The sequence below is a fragment of the Streptomyces sp. MMS24-W38 genome (assembly GCF_059889265.1).
This window is the reverse complement of record NZ_JCBCPP010000001.1, coordinates 6,277,832-6,294,327: the sequence shown is the minus strand read 5'-3', so window position 1 is coordinate 6,294,327 and position 16,496 is coordinate 6,277,832. Positions and strand designations below refer to the sequence as shown.

General features: G+C 71.6%; 10 protein-coding genes, 1 tRNA gene and 1 pseudogene. 6 read left to right on the top strand and 6 right to left on the bottom strand.

Features of this window, described 5'->3' with window-relative positions:
* The first annotated feature begins 271 nt into the window (after nucleotides 1-271).
* Nucleotides 272-2,617: a protein translocase subunit SecD gene (gene secD / locus AC6F7H_RS27630; RefSeq protein ID WP_500759815.1), complete on the top strand. Its 2,346-nt coding sequence runs from the start codon at nucleotides 272-274 to the stop codon at nucleotides 2,615-2,617.
* Nucleotides 2,618-2,720: 103 nt separating this feature from the next.
* On the opposite strand, the gene AC6F7H_RS27625 is transcribed toward secD, so the two are convergent.
* Nucleotides 2,721-4,649, bottom strand: coding sequence for an ABC transporter ATP-binding protein (locus AC6F7H_RS27625; RefSeq protein WP_500759813.1), 1,929 nt, complete (start codon nucleotides 4,647-4,649; stop codon nucleotides 2,721-2,723).
* Nucleotides 4,650-4,958: 309 nt separating this feature from the next.
* Between AC6F7H_RS27625 and AC6F7H_RS27620 the strand changes: the two genes are divergently transcribed.
* The 3 genes and pseudogenes from AC6F7H_RS27620 to AC6F7H_RS27610 all read left to right on the top strand — a co-directional run bounded on the left by AC6F7H_RS27620 (nucleotide 4,959) and on the right by AC6F7H_RS27610 (nucleotide 6,485).
* Nucleotides 4,959-6,056 carry a mechanosensitive ion channel family protein gene (locus tag AC6F7H_RS27620; protein WP_500759811.1) on the top strand — a complete coding sequence of 366 codons (1,098 nt, stop codon included), beginning with the start codon at nucleotides 4,959-4,961 and terminating at the stop codon, nucleotides 6,054-6,056.
* A gap of 59 nt (nucleotides 6,057-6,115) precedes the next feature.
* Nucleotides 6,116-6,327, top strand: a pseudogene (locus AC6F7H_RS27615) (VOC family protein); the annotation flags it as partial.
* Between the two features lie 84 nt (nucleotides 6,328-6,411).
* A tRNA-Pro gene (locus AC6F7H_RS27610) sits at nucleotides 6,412-6,485 on the top strand.
* A 235-nt stretch (nucleotides 6,486-6,720) separates the two neighbouring features.
* Here the strand turns inward: AC6F7H_RS27610 and AC6F7H_RS27605 are convergent.
* The 4 genes from AC6F7H_RS27605 to AC6F7H_RS27590 all read right to left on the bottom strand — a co-directional run bounded on the left by AC6F7H_RS27605 (nucleotide 6,721) and on the right by AC6F7H_RS27590 (nucleotide 12,751).
* On the bottom strand, nucleotides 6,721-7,518 hold the full coding sequence (locus tag AC6F7H_RS27605) for an N-formylglutamate amidohydrolase (protein ID WP_500759809.1): 798 nt from the start codon (nucleotides 7,516-7,518) through the stop codon (nucleotides 6,721-6,723).
* A gap of 104 nt (nucleotides 7,519-7,622) precedes the next feature.
* Nucleotides 7,623-8,774, bottom strand: a complete 1,152-nt coding sequence (metX, locus tag AC6F7H_RS27600) for a homoserine O-acetyltransferase MetX (protein WP_500762084.1) — start codon at nucleotides 8,772-8,774, stop codon at nucleotides 7,623-7,625.
* Entirely contained in the window at nucleotides 8,771-10,132 is a 1,362-nt protein-coding gene (locus tag AC6F7H_RS27595; RefSeq protein ID WP_500759807.1) for a bifunctional o-acetylhomoserine/o-acetylserine sulfhydrylase, read from the bottom strand. The genes metX and AC6F7H_RS27595 overlap by 4 nt, the downstream gene beginning before the upstream one ends.
* Nucleotides 10,133-10,531: 399 nt before the next feature.
* Nucleotides 10,532-12,751: an NADP-dependent isocitrate dehydrogenase gene (locus tag AC6F7H_RS27590; protein ID WP_500759805.1), complete on the bottom strand. Its 2,220-nt coding sequence runs from the start codon at nucleotides 12,749-12,751 to the stop codon at nucleotides 10,532-10,534.
* A 242-nt stretch (nucleotides 12,752-12,993) separates the two neighbouring features.
* Between AC6F7H_RS27590 and AC6F7H_RS27585 the strand changes: the two genes are divergently transcribed.
* Nucleotides 12,994-14,154 (top strand): Gfo/Idh/MocA family protein, encoded by a 1,161-nt coding sequence (locus AC6F7H_RS27585; RefSeq protein ID WP_500759803.1) that lies wholly within the window; start codon nucleotides 12,994-12,996, stop codon nucleotides 14,152-14,154.
* Here AC6F7H_RS27585 and AC6F7H_RS27580 read toward each other — a convergent pair.
* Entirely contained in the window at nucleotides 14,135-15,178 is a 1,044-nt protein-coding gene (locus AC6F7H_RS27580; RefSeq protein WP_500759801.1) for a LacI family DNA-binding transcriptional regulator, read from the bottom strand. The two genes, AC6F7H_RS27585 and AC6F7H_RS27580, sit on opposite strands and share 20 nt — an antisense overlap.
* 115 nt (nucleotides 15,179-15,293) lie before the next feature.
* On the opposite strand from AC6F7H_RS27580, the gene AC6F7H_RS27575 reads away from it, so the two are divergent.
* Nucleotides 15,294-16,481 (top strand): phytanoyl-CoA dioxygenase family protein, encoded by a 1,188-nt coding sequence (locus tag AC6F7H_RS27575; protein ID WP_500759799.1) that lies wholly within the window; start codon nucleotides 15,294-15,296, stop codon nucleotides 16,479-16,481.
* Nucleotides 16,482-16,496 lie beyond the last annotated feature (15 nt).

Sequence of the window (16,496 nt, the reverse complement as noted above, 5' to 3'; positions counted from 1 at the left end):
ACCGCCCGCACCGAGCCCTTCCGGCCGCAGCGCGACGCCGGGGAGCGTACGGTGCCGGCCGGTCATCTGCTGTTCACCCCCGAGCACACCCCCCGTGTGTCGCCCCGGCCGGCCCGGCCCGCCCCGGCGGCCGGGCACGCGCCGCCCGCCGCCGCGTACATGCCGGCGGACCTCGGCCGGGCGCCTCCTATATCGTCCAGCGCTTGAGAGTCCTGTCACCCATCTCTCCGCCGTGCCGTAGTCGGCCACGGCGTGTCTGCTGGAGTCATCAGTGAAAAGTTCCGCCCGCTTCCGGGCGTTGTTCGCGCTCGTCGTGATCGCCCTGTCCGTGTACATCGCCGCCACGGTCCCCGTCCGTCTGGGCCTCGACCTGCGCGGCGGCACCCAGATCGTGCTGGAGACCCGCTCCACCGAGACCATCAAGGCCGACGGCGAGGCGACCGAGCGGACCCTCGAGGTCCTGCGCGGCCGTATCGACGCGCTCGGTGTCGCCGAACCCACCATCGTCCGCTCCGGTGACAACCGGATCATCGTCGAGCTGCCCGGTGTGCAGGACCCGCGGAAGGCCGCCGACGTGCTGGGCCGTACCGCGCAGCTCTCCGTCCACTCGGTGCTCGGCCCCGGCGCCGAGTCCGACAAGTCCCTGCCGAAGGGGGAACGCGTCCTGGCCGACGAGGCCGGCGAGCGGCTCCACCTGGCCGCCGCCGCGCTCTCCGGTCAGGACGTGAAGGACGCCGAGGCCACCTTCGACCAGCAGAACGCTGCCGGCTGGCTCGTCACCGTGGACTTCGAGGACGACAAGGGCTGGGCCAAGCTGACCGGCCAGGCGGCCTGCAACCCCGCCGGCGACCCCAAGCGCCGGGTCGCGATCGTGCTGGACAACAAGATCATCTCGTCGCCGCAGGTCGACCCGTCCGTGGCCTGTGGGGCCGGCATCACCGGTGGGTCCACCCAGATCACCGGTTCCTTCACCAGTGACGAGTCCAAGGAACTCGCCCTGCTCATCAGCGGCGGTGCCCTTCCGGTGCCGGTCGAGACGGTCGAGCAGCGGACCGTGGGCCCGACGCTGGGCGCCGAGGCCATCGAGTCGAGCGCCTGGGCGGCCGTCGTGGGCACCGCCCTCACCGCACTGTTCATCCTCGTCGTCTACCGGCTGATGGGTCTCCTGGCCATCGTGGCCCTGGCCTGCTACGGCGTGATCTCCTACGCCGCCCTCGCGGGCCTCGGCGCGACCCTGACCCTGCCGGGTCTGGCCGGTTTCGTCCTGGCGATCGGTATGGCCGTCGACGCCAACGTGCTGGTCTTCGAACGAGCGCGCGAGGAGTACGGCAAACGCAACCGGCCCAGCAGCCGCTCGGCCCTGACCGCCGGCTTCAAGGGCGCCTTCAGCGCGATCGCCGACTCCAACATCACCACGCTCATCGCGGCGGGGCTGCTGTTCCTGCTCGCCTCCGGCCCGGTGAAGGGCTTCGGCGTCACCCTGGCCATCGGTGTCCTCGCCTCCATGATCAGCGCACTGGTGATCACGCGGGTGCTGGCCGAGTTCGCGGTGGAGCGCCGCTGGGTGCACCGCCGTCCCAAGCTCACCGGTCTGGCCTCCGTCGGGCGGGTCCGCGAGTACCTCACCCGTCGTGACCCGCAGCTGATGCGCCGCCCGCGCCGCTGGCTGGCGGTGTCCCTCATCGTGCTGATCGTCACCGGCGCCGGCATCGTGGTGCGCGGGCTGAACTTCGGCGTCGAGTTCACCGGCGGCCGACTGATCGAGTACTCGACCACCAAGACCGTCGATCCGGACCAGGCCCGCGCGGCCCTGGCCGACGCCGGCTTCCCCCAGGCCGTCGTGCAGTCCTCCGGGGACAACAGGCTGACGGTGCGTACCGATGAGCTGAGCAACGCCGAGGCGGTCAAGGTCGCCGAGGCCGTCGACGAGGTCGGCGGCGGGGCGGAGAAGGTCCGCGACGAGCTGATCGGCCCGAGCCTCGGCGACGAACTGCGCCGCAACGCGCTGATCGCGCTCGGTCTGGCCCTCGGCGCCCAGCTCCTGTACCTCGCCTTCCGGTTCCGCTGGATGTTCGGTACGGCGGCGGTCAGCACCCTGGCCCACGACGTGGTGATCCTCACCGGCATCTTCGCGTGGCTGGGCAAGCCGATCGACGGGATCTTCCTGGCCGCACTGCTCACCGTGGTCGGTTACTCGGTGAACGACTCCGTCGTGGTCTTCGACCGCGTCCGGGAACTGTGGCAGAAGAACCCCAAGACGCCCCTGGCCCAGACCACCAACCTGGCGGTCCTGCAGACGGTGCCCCGTACGGTGAACACCGGTATCGGTGTGATCTTCATCCTGGCCGCGCTGGCTCTGCTGGGCGGTGACTCTCTGACCGACTTCGCACTCGCCCTGCTGATCGGCATGCTGGTGGGCACGTACTCGTCGGTCCTGACCGCGTCGCCGCTCGCCATCGAGCTCGACGCGTACGCGAGCAGCGGCGGCGGCCGTGGTCGCGGGCGTGGTCGCGGCCGTGGCCGTGGCCGTGACCGTGACCGGAGCGATTCCGGGCGCGGGAAGTCCGGCGTCAGGGAGAGCTCGAGCCTGGCGAAGGCCACCAGCCAGGAAATCTGACGCCGAGCGGCTCCCCACGGGGAGCCGCCGTGCGCACGCGAGCGCCGCCGCCGACCCCGATCCCGGGGTCGGCGGCGGCGCTGTGTGGCGGGCCGGGCGGGGCCTACACCGCCGCCGGTGCGCTGCGGTCGTGGTCCGAGTCGTGGTCCCGGTCGTGGCCGGGGTCCGCCGACCGGCGTGCGGACCGGGCATGGTGCAGTGCGGCGTAGCGGCCGCCGGCCTCCAGCAGTTCCTCGTGCGTGCCCCGTTCCACGATCCGGCCGGCTTCGACGACCAGGATCCGGTCCGCGGTCCGGACGGTGGACAGCCGATGGGCGATGACGATGGCCGTCCTGCCCTCCAGTGCCTCCGCGAGCGCCTCCTGGACGGCCGCCTCGGAGGTGTTGTCCAGGTGGGCGGTGGCCTCGTCCAGGAGGACGACCCGCTGCCGGGCCAGCAGCAGCCGGGCGATCGTCATGCGCTGGCGTTCCCCGCCGGAGAACCGGTAGCCGCGTTCTCCGACCACCGTGTCCAGACCCTCGGGCAGGGAGCGTACGAGGTCGTCCAGGCGGGCGCGGCGCAGCGCGTCCCAGAGTTCGGGCTCGCTCGCCCCGGGCCCGGCCAGGAGCAGGTTGGCGCGGACCGTGTCGTGGAAGAGGTGGCCGTCCTGGGTGACCATGCCGAGGGTGTCGCGCAGCGACCGCGCGGTGAGGTCCCGGACATCGACGCCACCCACGCGCACCGCGCCCGAGTCGACGTCGTAGAGGCGCGGCAGCAGCTGCGCGATGGTCGACTTCCCGGCGCCGGAGGAGCCGACGAGGGCCACGGTCTGCCCGGGTTCGACGCGGAAGGAGATGCCATGCAGGACCTCGGCGCCCCCGTTCGGGTCCAGGGTGGCGACCTCCTCCAGGGAGGCGAGTGAGACCTTGTCTGCGGACGGGTAGCCGAAGCGGACGTCGTCGAACTCGACGGACACCGGCCCGGCGGGGACGTCGCGGGCGTCCGGCTTCTCCTCGATGAGCGGCCGCAGATCCAGCACCTCGAAGACCCGTTCGAAGCTGACCAGGGCGCTCATCACCTCCACCCGCGCCCCCGCGAGCGAGGTCAGCGGCGCGTACAGGCGGGTGAGCAGCAGCGCCAGCGACACGACCGCGCCGGGCTCCAGCGCGCCGCGCAGCGCGAGGTGGCCGCCCACTCCGTAGACGAGGGCCAGGGCGAGGGCGGAGACGAGGGTCAGCGCGGTGATGAACACGGTCTGGGCGGTGGCCGTCCGTACGCCGATGTCCCGCACCCGGCGGGCGCGCTCCGCGAACTCCTCCGACTCCTCCTCGGGTCGGCCGAACAGCTTGACCAGGGTGGCTCCGGGCGCGGAGAAGCGCTCGGTCATCCGGGTGCCCATGGCCGCGTTCAGGGCGGCGGCCTCGCGCTGCATACGGGCCATGCGGCGGCCCATGCGCCGGGCGGGGATCACGAACACCGGCAGCAGGACCAGCGCGAGCAGGGTGATCCGCCAGGACAGGGCGAGCATCACGGCCAAGGCGAGTACCAGCGTCACCACGTTGCCGACCACGGTGGACAGGGTGTTGCTGAAGGCCCGCTGGGCGCCGATCACGTCGTTGTTGAGACGGGAGACGAGCGCTCCCGTACGCGTGCGGGTGAAGAACGCGACCGGCATCCGCTGCACATGGTCGAACACGGCGGTCCGCAGATCGAGGATGAGTTCCTCCCCGAGGGAGGCCGACAGTCTGCGGCCGAGGATGCCGAGCGCCGCCTCCGTCACCGCGATCAGCGCGATGAGCAGGGCCAGCCGGACGACCGTGGCCGAGTCGCCGCCGGTCACGATGGTGTCGACGACGCGCCCGGCCAGCACGGGGGTGGCGACGGCGAGCAGTGCGGTCACCGATCCGAGCAGGACGAAGAGGGTCAGGCGCCGGCGGTGCGGGCGGGCGAACCCTCCGATCCGGCGCAGCGTCTCCCGCGCGAAGGGACGGCGCTCCTCCTCCGCGGTCATGACGCTGCGCAACTGGGTCCAGGCTGTGGTCTCCATGCTCATACGGGAGACCATAGAACCTCAAGCTTTGTTGAGGGCAAGGCGAACCGTCCGAACGGCTCCCCCACCCGCGAGCCGTCGTCCTCGAACAGCCATCCGGCCGACGGTTGCCGGGCGTGCTGCTCTGCGCGGTGCGAACTCCCCCTCCCGATACGGCAAGATGAGCGACTGTGCCGACCGCGGGCCAGGCCGATCCGGCACGGCACACCTCCCGGCCCGCCTCTCCCGGGCATCCCCGAATTCGAACAGGTGACGAGACGTGACACGACATCACATACGGTCGACGGCGAGGACGTTCGCCGGAGGTGAGCGGTGACGCGCGCGCTCACTCTGGACGATCTGCTGTACGCCGGTATCGCGCTCTTCGCGGGCCTGCTGGCGGCGTTCCTGCTGCGGATGCTGCTGCGCTGGCTCGGCCGGCACGCCGAACGCACCAGCTGGCGCGGGGACGACGTCCTCGTGGACGCCCTGCGCATGATCGCGCCGTGGGCGGCGGTCGCCGGCGGCGCGGCCTCCGCGGCGGCGGCGCTGCCGCTGACCCGGACCGTGCAGCACAACGTCAACCAGATGCTGACGGTCCTGGTCATCGTCGCGGCGACGGTGTCGGCGGCCCGGGTGGTGGCCGGTCTGGTGCGCTCGGTGACCCAGTCCCGTTCCGGTGTCGCCGGGTCGGCCACCATCTTCACGAACATCACCAGGATCCTGGTCCTGGCGATCGGGTTCATGGTGGTGCTCCAGACGCTCGGCATCCCCATCGCCCCGATGATCACCGCCCTCGGCGTCGGCGGCCTGGCGGTCGCGCTGGCCCTTCAGGACACGCTCGCCAACCTGTTCGCGGGCATCCACATCCTCGCCTCCAAGACCGTCCAGCCCGGTGACTACATCCGGCTGAGCAGCGGCGAGGAGGGCTACGTCGAGGACATCAACTGGCGTCAGACGACGGTCCGCGCACTCTCCAACAACCTGGTGGTCATCCCCAACGGGCAGCTCGCGAAGACGAACATGACCAACTTCATGCGCCCCGAGCAGAAGCTGACCATCCTGGTGCAGGCCGGGGTGTCCTACGACAGCGACCTGGAGCAGGTGGAACAGGTGACCAAGGAGGTCGTCGCCGCGGTGATGACGGAGATCACCGGCGCGATCCCGGAGCACGAGCCGGCGGTGCGGTTCCACACTTTCGGCGACTCCCGGATCGGGTTCACCGTGATTCTGGGCGTCGGCGAGTTCAGCGACCAGTACCGGATCAAGCACGAGTTCATCAAGCGCCTGCACCGGCGCTACCGCGAGGAGGGCATCCGCATCCCGTCACCCGCGCGGACGGTGGCGCTGCAGCAGGGCACGGTGGTGTTCCCGCAGCAGCGCGGCGCAGAGCCCGAGCCGAGCGACATGACGGTGACCCGGCCGATCTGACCGGCTGCAGCGGATCCCGACGGGCCCCGGTGGACCCCGGCCGACGACGCGCGGCGGGGACGGGGAGGGCCGGCCGGTGCAGATGGGTTCGAACCCGCGACGACATCCTGCGCGCCACCGATCTCGCGTCGGCACCGGTGTGTTCATCGAGACGGGACCGCGCAAGCACGCCATCCAGCGGATGTTCTTCCTCCATGCCTGCGAACCGGGCGGCAACCGCGTCGTGTTGTGCGACCCGCTCGGCCGCCCGGTGCTCGCCCCTCCACACCCGCGGCACGCCGCCGGTCGACGGACCACACTCCGCATGAGGTAGGGTTGACCTGCGAGATCACGCGGTTCGCCGCGCGGAACGCAACGGGACGTGGCGCAGCTTGGTAGCGCACTTGACTGGGGGTCAAGGGGTCGCAGGTTCAAATCCTGTCGTCCCGACAGAACAGAGGGTCCTCACGGGCAAAAGCCCGTGAGGACCCTTCTCGTTGGGCTCAGGCCGGCGCCGAGTCCCCTGTGCGTCGCGAGCATCGTCGGCGCCGACGGTGGCGGACCGGGCGGTGGCGCAGCAGGACGGGATGATCCGGCAGGGGCTGCGGTCGAGCCGCTCGACGTCGCGCACGATCAGCGGCCCGTCGGCGCGCCCCGGACGCCGACCTGCTGGAAGCCCCGTGCGTCAGCGCGACACCGCGTCCACCAGGGCACCGAGCGCCGAGGCGAGGGACGACAGGCCCGGACCGGCGGGTCCGCCCGGCTCGGTCATGTAGGTGTCCCGGCGGATCTCCACCATCAGCGCCGTCACCTCCGCCCGCTTCTCGTGGAACTCCAGCGGCACGTACGCTCCGGGGAACGGGCTGTTCAGCCCCGTCTCCCCGCAAGGCGCGAACGCCTCGCGGGCCGCGTCGAGCAGCGCGGGCGGCGTGTGGAAGCGGTCGGTGCCCAGGCAGACGGCCGGGCGGGGGCCCGCTCCGGGCAGCTCGTAGGGCAGGGGCGAGGCGGGGTAGGAGTGCACGTCGATGATCACGGCCCGCCCGGTGGCCGCGAGGCGATCCGCGACCGCCTCGGTCATGGCCCGCACGTACTGCCGGAAGTACCGCTCGATCAGCGGTTCGGGGTCGTAGTTGTCGGGCCGCAGCACGTCCTTGTGCGTGGTCCGGGTGTAGACCGCGCCCATCCCCACGGCCAGCATCTCCTCCCGCTCGTCCGGGAACCGCTCGGGGTCGATCACCAGCCGGGACAGCCGGTTCACGAACCGCCACGGGGTGATCCCGGCCGCCTCGGCCGCGGCCCCGGCGATCGCGGCGGTGTGCGCGTCGGTGATGTGGTCCAGCTCCCGCTCCAGCTCCGCGTCCCCCAGCACGATCCCGGACCGCACCGCGGCCGGTATCTCCCGCGCGGAGTGCGGCACGTGGAGGATCACGGGGGAGTTCCCGGCTCCGGGCAGGAGATCGCAGGACTGCGGGATGTCGGTCATCGGGCTGCTCCAGGAGGGTCGTCAGTGGTGCACGGCATGATCGGTGCACGGCATGATCAAGGTGCCGCACACCACTGACAACACGTCGCGACGGGGAGCGGAGGTCAGCCCAGCAGCTCGCGGATCAGCGCGCCGACCTGTTCCGTCTCGAGGAGGAAACCGTCGTGTCCGTAGGGCGACTCCACCACTCTGAGCCGGTCGGCACCGGGAAGGTGCGCGGCCAGCTCGGCCTGCTGGGACGGCGGATAGAGCCGGTCCGAGTCGACCCCGGCCACCAGCGCGGGCGCGGTCACCCGGCGCAGGGCCGCACGGACGCCGCCCCTGCCGCGTCCCACGTCGTGGCCGTTCATCGCCTCCGTCAGCACCACGTAGCTGCCCGCGTCGAACCTCCGGACGAGCTTGACCGCGTGGTGGTCGAGGTACGACTCGACCTGGTACCGGCCGCCGCGCCACGGGTCCTCCGTCCCCTGGGGCGCCCGGCCGAACCGGGCCGAGAGCTCCGGCTCGCTGCGGTAGGTGACGTGGGCGATGCGCCGGGCGATCCCCAGCCCGGCGTGCGGGCCCCGGCCGGTGTCGTGGTAGTCGCCGCCGTGCCAGTGCGGATCACTGCGAACGGCGTGCAGTTGGAGGGTGGACCAGGCGATCTGCTCGCCGCTCGCGGCCGCCGTGGTGGCGAGCAGCAGCAGCGCCCCCGTGCGCTCGGGATGCGTCACCGCCCATTCCACCGCACGCATCCCGCCCATGGAACCGCCGACCACCAGCGCCCACGTCTGCACACCGAGCGCGTCCGCCAGCCGGGCCTCGGCGGCGACCTGGTCCCGCTGGGTCAGGTACGGGAAGGCACCGCCCCACCGGCGCCGCCCGCCGGGGCGCGGCGAGGCCGGCCCCGTGCTGCCCTGGCAGCCGCCCAGCACGTTCGGGGCGACGACGAACCAGCGGTCGGTGTCGAGGGCCAGCCCGGGCCCGATCAGCCCGTCCCACCAGCCGGCCGTGGGATGACCGGGACCGGCCGGTCCGGCCGCGTGGCTGTCACCGGTGAGCGCGTGCAGCACCAGCACGGCGTTGGAACCGTCCGGCGCGAGCCGACCCCAGGTCTCGAACGCCATTTCCACGCCGGGGAGTTCACCGCCCGCCTCCAGCGGCAGCGGCGTGCCGAGGACATGCCATTGACGCCGCCCGGGCGGGTCCCCCTCCTGCCAGGCCCCGGTGGACGGCGGGAGGGGAACCGATGTTCCGGAGGCCGCGAAGACGTTCAGAGGACGCCCTTGGCCGCGCGGAAACCGGACTCCAGGTCGGCCCTGAGGTCGGCGAGGTTCTCGATGCCGACCGACAGCCGCACCAGACCCGGCGCGGTTCCGGTCGCCTCGAGCTGCTCCTCGTTCAGCTGGCTGTGGGTGGTGGACGCGGGGTGGATGATCAGGCTGCGCACATCACCGATGTTGGCGAGGTGGCTGAACAGTTCCACACCGTCCACGAACCGCTTGCCCGCCTCGACACCGCCCTTCAGCTCGAAGGAGAACACCGCGCCGGCGCCGCGGGGAAGGTACTTCTGCGCCGCCTCGTACCAGCGGTTGGACGGCAGGCTCGGGTGGTGCACCACCGCGACCTCGTCGTGCTGCTCCAGCCACTCCGCCAGCGCCAGCGCGTTGGCCGTCTGCCGCTCCATGCGCAGGCTCAGCGTCTCCACGCCCTGCAGCAGCAGGAACGCGGAGTGCGGGGCGATGGCCGGTCCGAGGTCGCGCAGCAACTGGACACGCAGCTTGACCGCGAACGCGCCGGGGCCGAGCGCCGGCCAGTACTGCAGGCCGTGGTAGCTGGCGTCGGGCTCGGTGAAGTCCGGGAACCGCTCGGCGTGTGCGCCGAAGTCGAAGGTTCCGCCGTCCACGACCACGCCGCCGATCGTGGTGCCGTGCCCGCCGAGGAACTTCGTCGCCGAGTGCACCACGATGTCCGCGCCGTGCTCGAGCGGACGCAGCAGGTAGGGCGTGGCGATCGTGTTGTCCACGACCAGCGGCACGCCCGCGCCGTGGGCCACGTCCGCGACCGCCCGCACGTCGAGCACGTTGTTCCGCGGGTTGCCCAGTGTCTCGGCGTAGAGCGCCTTGGTGTTGGGGCGGATGGCCGCGCGCCAGGCCTCGGCGTCGTCGGGATCGTCGACGAAGGACACCTCGATGCCGAACTTCGGCAGGGTGTGCCGGAACAGGTTGTACGTTCCGCCGTACAGCGAGGTGGACGAGACGATGTGGTCGCCGGCCCCGGCGAGCGTCAGGAGGGCCAGCGTCTGCGCGGCCTGCCCCGAGGACAGGGCCACCGCCGCCACTCCGCCCTCCAGGGCGGCGACGCGCTGCTCGAGGACGTCCTGGGTGGGGTTGTGGATGCGGGTGTAGATGTTCCCCGGCTCCGCCAGCGAGAAGACGTCGGCGGCGTGCTGGGTGTCCCGGAACACGAACGAGGTCGTCTGGTAGATCGGCGTGGCCCGGGCCCCGGTCGTGGGATCGGGTTCGGCACCGGCATGGACCTGCTTGGTCTCGAACGACCAGGCCGACGTGTCGGGACCGGTGGACGTCCCCTCGGGCGTGTCGGCGACGGTGCCGGGTTCGGTGGGCTGGCTCATGATGTGCTCCTCGTGCGCAGTGCGGGCGCGGACGACCGGTGGGCGTGTGGGGTGCGGGGGCGTGCCGGATGTCCCTGTCCCCGGAGAGCAGGGCGTCGGAGAGGACCACGTGCCGACGTGGGTGTCGGTTTCTCGCGTGACACGCCGTAGTGGTGACACGTGTGTGGTCGGTGGCAGCGTGTCACCGGCGCCAGCCTACGACCAGGTGAGCACGGAATGAGACGGCGTCTCATTAGGTGGTCGATCTCTTCACACGGTGTGCATGAACGTGCTGTGCCCGGGTCGCGGCCCCGCCGACCGGACCGCCCGGCCGACGACGAACACGGCTCCGCCCCGGCCGGGCGTCGTGCCGGCCGGGGCGGAGCCAGTGGGCAGTTTGCCCGGATTGCTCGGATTGCGTCAGTCGAGGGAGGCCAGGGCCTCGTTCCAGATGGCGGACGGACGCATGACGGCGGCGGCCTTGGCCGGGTCGGGCTGGTAGTAGCCGCCGATCTCGGCCGGCTCGCCCTGGACGGCGATCAGCTCGTCGACGATCTTCTGCTCGTTCGCGGCGAGCGTCTCGGCGAGCGGGGCGAAGGCCTTCGCCAGGTCCGCGTCGTCGCTCTGCCCGGCCAGCTCCTGCGCCCAGTACAGGGACAGGTAGAAGTGGCTGCCGCGGTTGTCGATGCCGCCGAGACGACGGCTCGGGGACTTGTCCTCGTTGAGGAAGGTCGCCGTGGCCCGGTCGAGGGTGTCGGCGAGGACCTTGGCCCTGGTGTTGCCCGTGGTCGTCGCGAACTGCTCCAGGGACGGAACCAGGGCGAAGAACTCACCGAGGGAGTCCCAGCGCAGGTAGTTCTCCTTGACCAGCTGCTGCACGTGCTTGGGCGCGGAGCCGCCCGCACCCGTCTCGAACAGGCCGCCGCCCGCCATCAGCGGGACGACCGACAGCATCTTGGCGCTGGTGCCCAGCTCCAGGATCGGGAACAGGTCGGTCAGGTAGTCGCGCAGCACGTTGCCGGTGACCGAGATGGTGTCCTCGCCGCGGCGGATGCGCTCCACCGACAGCTTGGTGGCCTCCACCGGGTTCAGGACGCGGATGTCCAGGCCCTCGGTGTCGTGCTCCGTGAGGTACTGCTCGACCTTGGCGATCAGGTTGGCGTCGTGGGCGCGGGTCTCGTCCAGCCAGAAGACGGCCGGGGCGCCGGTGGCGCGGGCGCGGGTGACGGCGAGCTTCACCCAGTCGCGGATCGGCGCGTCCTTGGTCTGGCAGGCACGGAAGATGTCACCGGCGGAGACGGTCTGCTCCAGGACGACCTCGCCGGCCTGGTCGACCAGGCGGACGGTGCCGGTGACCGGGATCTCGAAGGTCTTGTCGTGGCTGCCGTACTCCTCGGCCTTCTGCGCCATCAGACCCACGTTCGGGACCGAGCCCATCGTGGACGGGTCGAAGGCGCCGTTGGCACGGCAGTCCTCGATCACGGCCTGGTAGACGCCGGAGTAGCTGGAGTCCGGCAGGACGGCCAGGGTGTCGGCCTCCTGGCCGTCGGGTCCCCACATGTGGCCGGAGGTGCGGATCATGGCCGGCATGGAGGCGTCCACGATGACGTCCGAGGGGACGTGCAGGTTGGTGATGCCCTTGTCGGAGTCGACCATCGCCAGCTCCGGGCCCTCGGCGAGCTCGGCGTCGAAGGACGCCTTGATCTCGGCGCCCTCGGGCAGGCCCTCGAGGCCCTTGTAGATGCCGCCCAGGCCGTCGTTCGGGCTGAGGCCGGCCGCGGCGAGCTGCTCGCCGTACCGCGCGAACGTCTTCGGGAAGAAGGCGCGCACCACGTGGCCGAAGACGATCGGGTCGGAGACCTTCATCATCGTGGCCTTCAGGTGCACGGAGAACAGCACGCCCTCCTGCTTGGCGCGGGCCACCTGTGCGGTGAGGAACTCGCGCAGCGCGGCGACCCGCATCACGGAGGCGTCGACGACCTCGTCCTTCATGACGGGTACGGACTCGCGCAGCACCGTGGTGGTGCCGTCGTCGCCGAGCAGCTCGATGCGCAGCGCACCGTCCGCGGCGATCACCGCGGACTTCTCGGTGGAGCGGAAGTCGTTCTCGCCCATGGTCGTCACGTTGGTCTTGGACTCGGCGGTCCAGGCGCCCATGCGGTGCGGGTGGGTCTTGGCGTAGTTCTTGACCGAGGCGGGGGCGCGCCGGTCGGAGTTGCCCTCGCGCAGGACCGGGTTCACGGCGGAACCCTTGATCTTGTCGTAACGGGCGCGGACCTCGCGCTCCTCGTCGCTCCGCGGGTCGTCCGGGTAGTCCGGCAGCGCGTAGCCCTGGCCCTGCAGCTCGGCGATCGCGGCCTTGAGCTGCGGGATCGACGCCGAGATGTTCGGCAGCTTGATGATGTTGGCCGCGGGCGTCTTCGCCAGCTCGCCGAGCTCGGCGAGGGCGTCCGGGATGCGCTGGTCCTCGGTGAGGTACTCCGGGAACACGGCGATGATGCGTCCGGCCAGCGAGATGTCACGCGTCTCCACGGCGACACCGGCCTGCGCGGCGTACGCCCGGACCACCGGCAGGAAGGAATACGTCGCCAGGGCCGGGGCCTCGTCAGTGTGCGTATAGATGATGGTCGAGTCAGTCACCGGGTGCTCCGCTCCACGTCTGCAACATTGCTCGACATCAAGATATCCCGTTCGCGGTCCGGGCTCGACAGGGGTGTCGGTGGCGAAGGCGATGTGGTGCAGCCGCCCGTTGGCCGGGTTCGGCCTGCGGCTGCTTGACAGTCCCGCCCGAACACGCTCAAGGTTTGTCCGGACAAGCGGGAACGGATGTTGAACGGATGACGGAACGGTCCGGTGACGGAACGGTCCGGGGAAGGGCTCGCATGGTGGATACGCTCGGTGTCGCCGTCGTCGGATTCGGCTGGATGGGGCGGGTGCACACCCAGGCGTACGCGCGCGTGCCGCACCACTACCCGCAGCTCGCCCTGCGCCCTGAGCTGGTCACGGTCGCCGAGGAGGTGCCGGGCCGGGCCGAGGAGGCCGCCGCGCAGTTCGGGTTCGCCGGCACGACCCGTGACTGGCGCGAGGTGGCCGCCGATCCGCGGGTCCGGGCGGTCAGCATCACGGCCCCGAACTTCCTGCACCGCGAGATCGGCGTCGCGATGGCGGAGGCCGGAAAGCACGTCTGGATCGAGAAGCCCGTCGGTCTCACCGCCGAGGACGCCCGCGCGGTGGCCGACGCCGTCGCCAGGGCCGGGGTCCGCAGCGCGGTCGGCTTCAACTACCGCAACGCGCCCGCCGTCGAGGCGGCCCGCACGCTGATCGCCTCCGGTGACATCGGCACCGTCACCCATGCCCGCATCCGCCTGTTCAGCGACTACGCCGCCCACCCCGAGTCCGCTCTGACCTGGCGCTACGAACGGGAGCGCGGCGGCAGCGGAGTCCTCGGCGACCTGGCCTCGCACGGCGCCGACCTGGCCCGCTTCCTGCTCGGCGACATCGCCTCGCTGACCGCCGACACGGCGATCTTCCTGCCGGAGCGGGCCCGTCCGGCCGGTGTCACGGCCGGCCACTCCCGCGCCACCGGCGGCGAACTCGGCCCGGTGGAGAACGAGGACTACGTGAACTGCCTGCTGCGCTTCGCCTCCGGCGCACGCGGGGTGCTGGAGGCCTGCCGGGTCTCGGTCGGCGAGCAGAACAACTACGGCTTCGAGGTGCACGGCACCAAGGGCGCCGTGTTCTGGGACTTCCGCCGGATGAACGAACTCGGCGTCAGCCGCGGCACCGCGTACCAGGACCAGCCGGTGAGCACGGTCTACGTCGGTCCGGGCGACGGTGAGTTCGGCGCGTTCCAGCCGGGCGCGGCGAACGCCATGGGCTACGACGACCTCAAGGTCGTCGAGGCGTACCGGTTCCTGCGTTCCGTCGCCGAGAACGCCGAGCACGGCGCCACGCTCGCCGACGCCGTGCGCAGCGCGGCCGTACTGGACGCGATGGTGCGCTCGGCGGAGAGCGGCACGTGGGTCAACGTACCGTCGGTGTAGGGATGTTGGTGGGCATGTTGTACGGCGTGACCACCTGGATCGGGGACGGCAGGGTGGGGCCCGCGGGCGGCAGGGCGCCGTGCGCGCGCATCACGATGTGGCAGGCCTCGCGCAGGTCCTGGCGCAGGTCGTGGTGGAGCACCGCGGACAACCGGTGCTCACGCAGCAGCCGGGTGTTGTCGTGGTCGAGGTCGTGTGCGACGAACACGGCGCACTCCCGCCCGGCGTCCTCGAAGGCGCGCAGGGTCGCGATGTTGCCGCCGCCGATCGAGTAGACCGCGCGGATGTCCGGGTCGTGGTCCAGGGCGGCCCGGACGAGGTCGTACTGGGTGGTGTCCAGGCCCTGGCCCTCGGCGATCTCGACGAGGGCGCGTCCGGGGTGCCGGGCGCGCATGGCAGCCCGGAAGCCCATCTCACGTTCCTCCTCGTTGCGGAAGAATCCGCTGCTGAGGCTGGTGAGCACATTGCCAGGCCGGTGCCCCAGCCACTGGCCCACCAGATACGCGGCGGTGGCGCCCGCGGCCCGGTTGTCGCTGCCGACACAGCCGACCCGGGCGCTCGTCGGCAGGTCGGTCACCAGGGTCACCACCGGGATGCCCGCCGCGGCGAGCCGGCCGACGGCGGCGGTGATCCCGGGGACGTCCGGCGCCTTGAGGATCACTCCCTGCGAGCCGCGCCGGGCGATCCGGTCGAGGACGGCGGTCAGCTCGTCGGCGGGGCCGGTCTCGCGGAAGTGGAAGCGGGAGCGGACCACCGCCGGGTGCAGCGCGGGCAGTTCGGCCTCCAGGGCGGTGCGCACGGCGGTGGAGAACCGCTCGGGCGACTGCATCACGATGTCCACCATGAACGTGCGGCCGACCAGCCGGACCTGGGTGCGCTGCCGGTCCAGATCGGCGATCGCGCGGCGCACCTCCTGCGCGGTGCTGTCCCGCACCCCGCCGCGGCCGTTGAGGACCCGGTCGACCGTGGCCTCGCTCAGCCCTGCCTGACGTGCGATTTCCCTGATCGGGAAGGGATGGCCCATACACCGGCTCCTGAGACTTCTGAGGGGTTTTTGATGGCTGGCTGATGGTTGTTCGAAGGCTTTGTACTGACAAGAATGGCAGAGCCGAGTCCCCCCGTGACCCGAAAGGACGAACATGTCCTTCTCCACCGCTTCCACCCCGGCCCAGCCGTCCACGGAGCAGCGGCCCTGGCTGTCCGAGCAGGACTGCGACCTGGACGCCTTCCGTGCCCTGGTCGGGCAGACCACGGAAGGCGCCGACTACTCGCACGCCTCGGCCGTGGAGCAGAACGTGCTGCTCTACGACGCCGACCGGCTCGCCCTCGCGGACCGCCGCGACGTGCAGGCCGAACTGGTGCGCGCCCTCTTGGGCGGCCCCGGCATCGTGGTCGTCCGGGGTGCCTTCCCCGACCCGGCGGTCGTGGACCGGGCCACCGCCGTGTTCGACGCCCTGATCGCCGAGCAGCGCGCCACGGGCGCCACCGCCGGCGACCACTTCGCCAAGCCGGGCGCCAACGACCGGGTGTGGAACGCCCTGGAGAAGACCGCCCTCCACGACCCGCAGGCCTTCGCGGACTACTACGCCAACGACGTGATCGCCCTGGTCTCCTCGGCCTGGCTCGGCCCCGGCTACCAGGTCACCTCCCAGATCAACGTGGTCAACCCGGGCGGCGCCGCCCAGACCGTGCACCGCGACTACCACCTGGGCTTCCTCTCGGGCGAGGTCGCCGCCGCCTACCCGGCGCACGTGCACCACCTCTCCCCCGTGCTCACCCTCCAGGGCGCGGTCGCGCACTGCGACATGCCCGTCGAGTCCGGTCCCACGCTGTATCTGCCGCACTCTCAGAAGTACGGGCCCGGCTACCTCGCCTGGCGGCTCCCCGAGTTCCAGGCGTACTTCGAGGAGCACCGCGTGCAGCTGCCGCTCGCCAAGGGCGACGCGGTCTTCTTCAACCCTGCGCTGTTCCACGCCGCCGGCGCCAACCACTCGGCGGACATCCGGCGCATGGCCAATCTGCTCCAGGTGTCCTCCGCGTTCGGGCGGGCCATGGAGACGGTGGACCGCGAGGCCGTGACCGGAGCCGTCTACCCGGCGCTGCTCAAGGGCCGGGCGGAGGGCGCTGGCGAGCAGTGGCAGGAGAACGTGATCGCGGCGAGCGCCGAGGGCTACCCCTTCCCCACCAACCTCGACAACGACCCGCCGGTCGACGGTCTGGCCCCGCCCTCGCAGGCCGACCTCGTGCGGCGGGCGCTGCGCGAGGAATGGACCGCGCGGACCCTGCGGGACGCGCTGCGGGCCGCCGCCAAACGGCGCGACAGCTGAGAGGACCCGGACCCC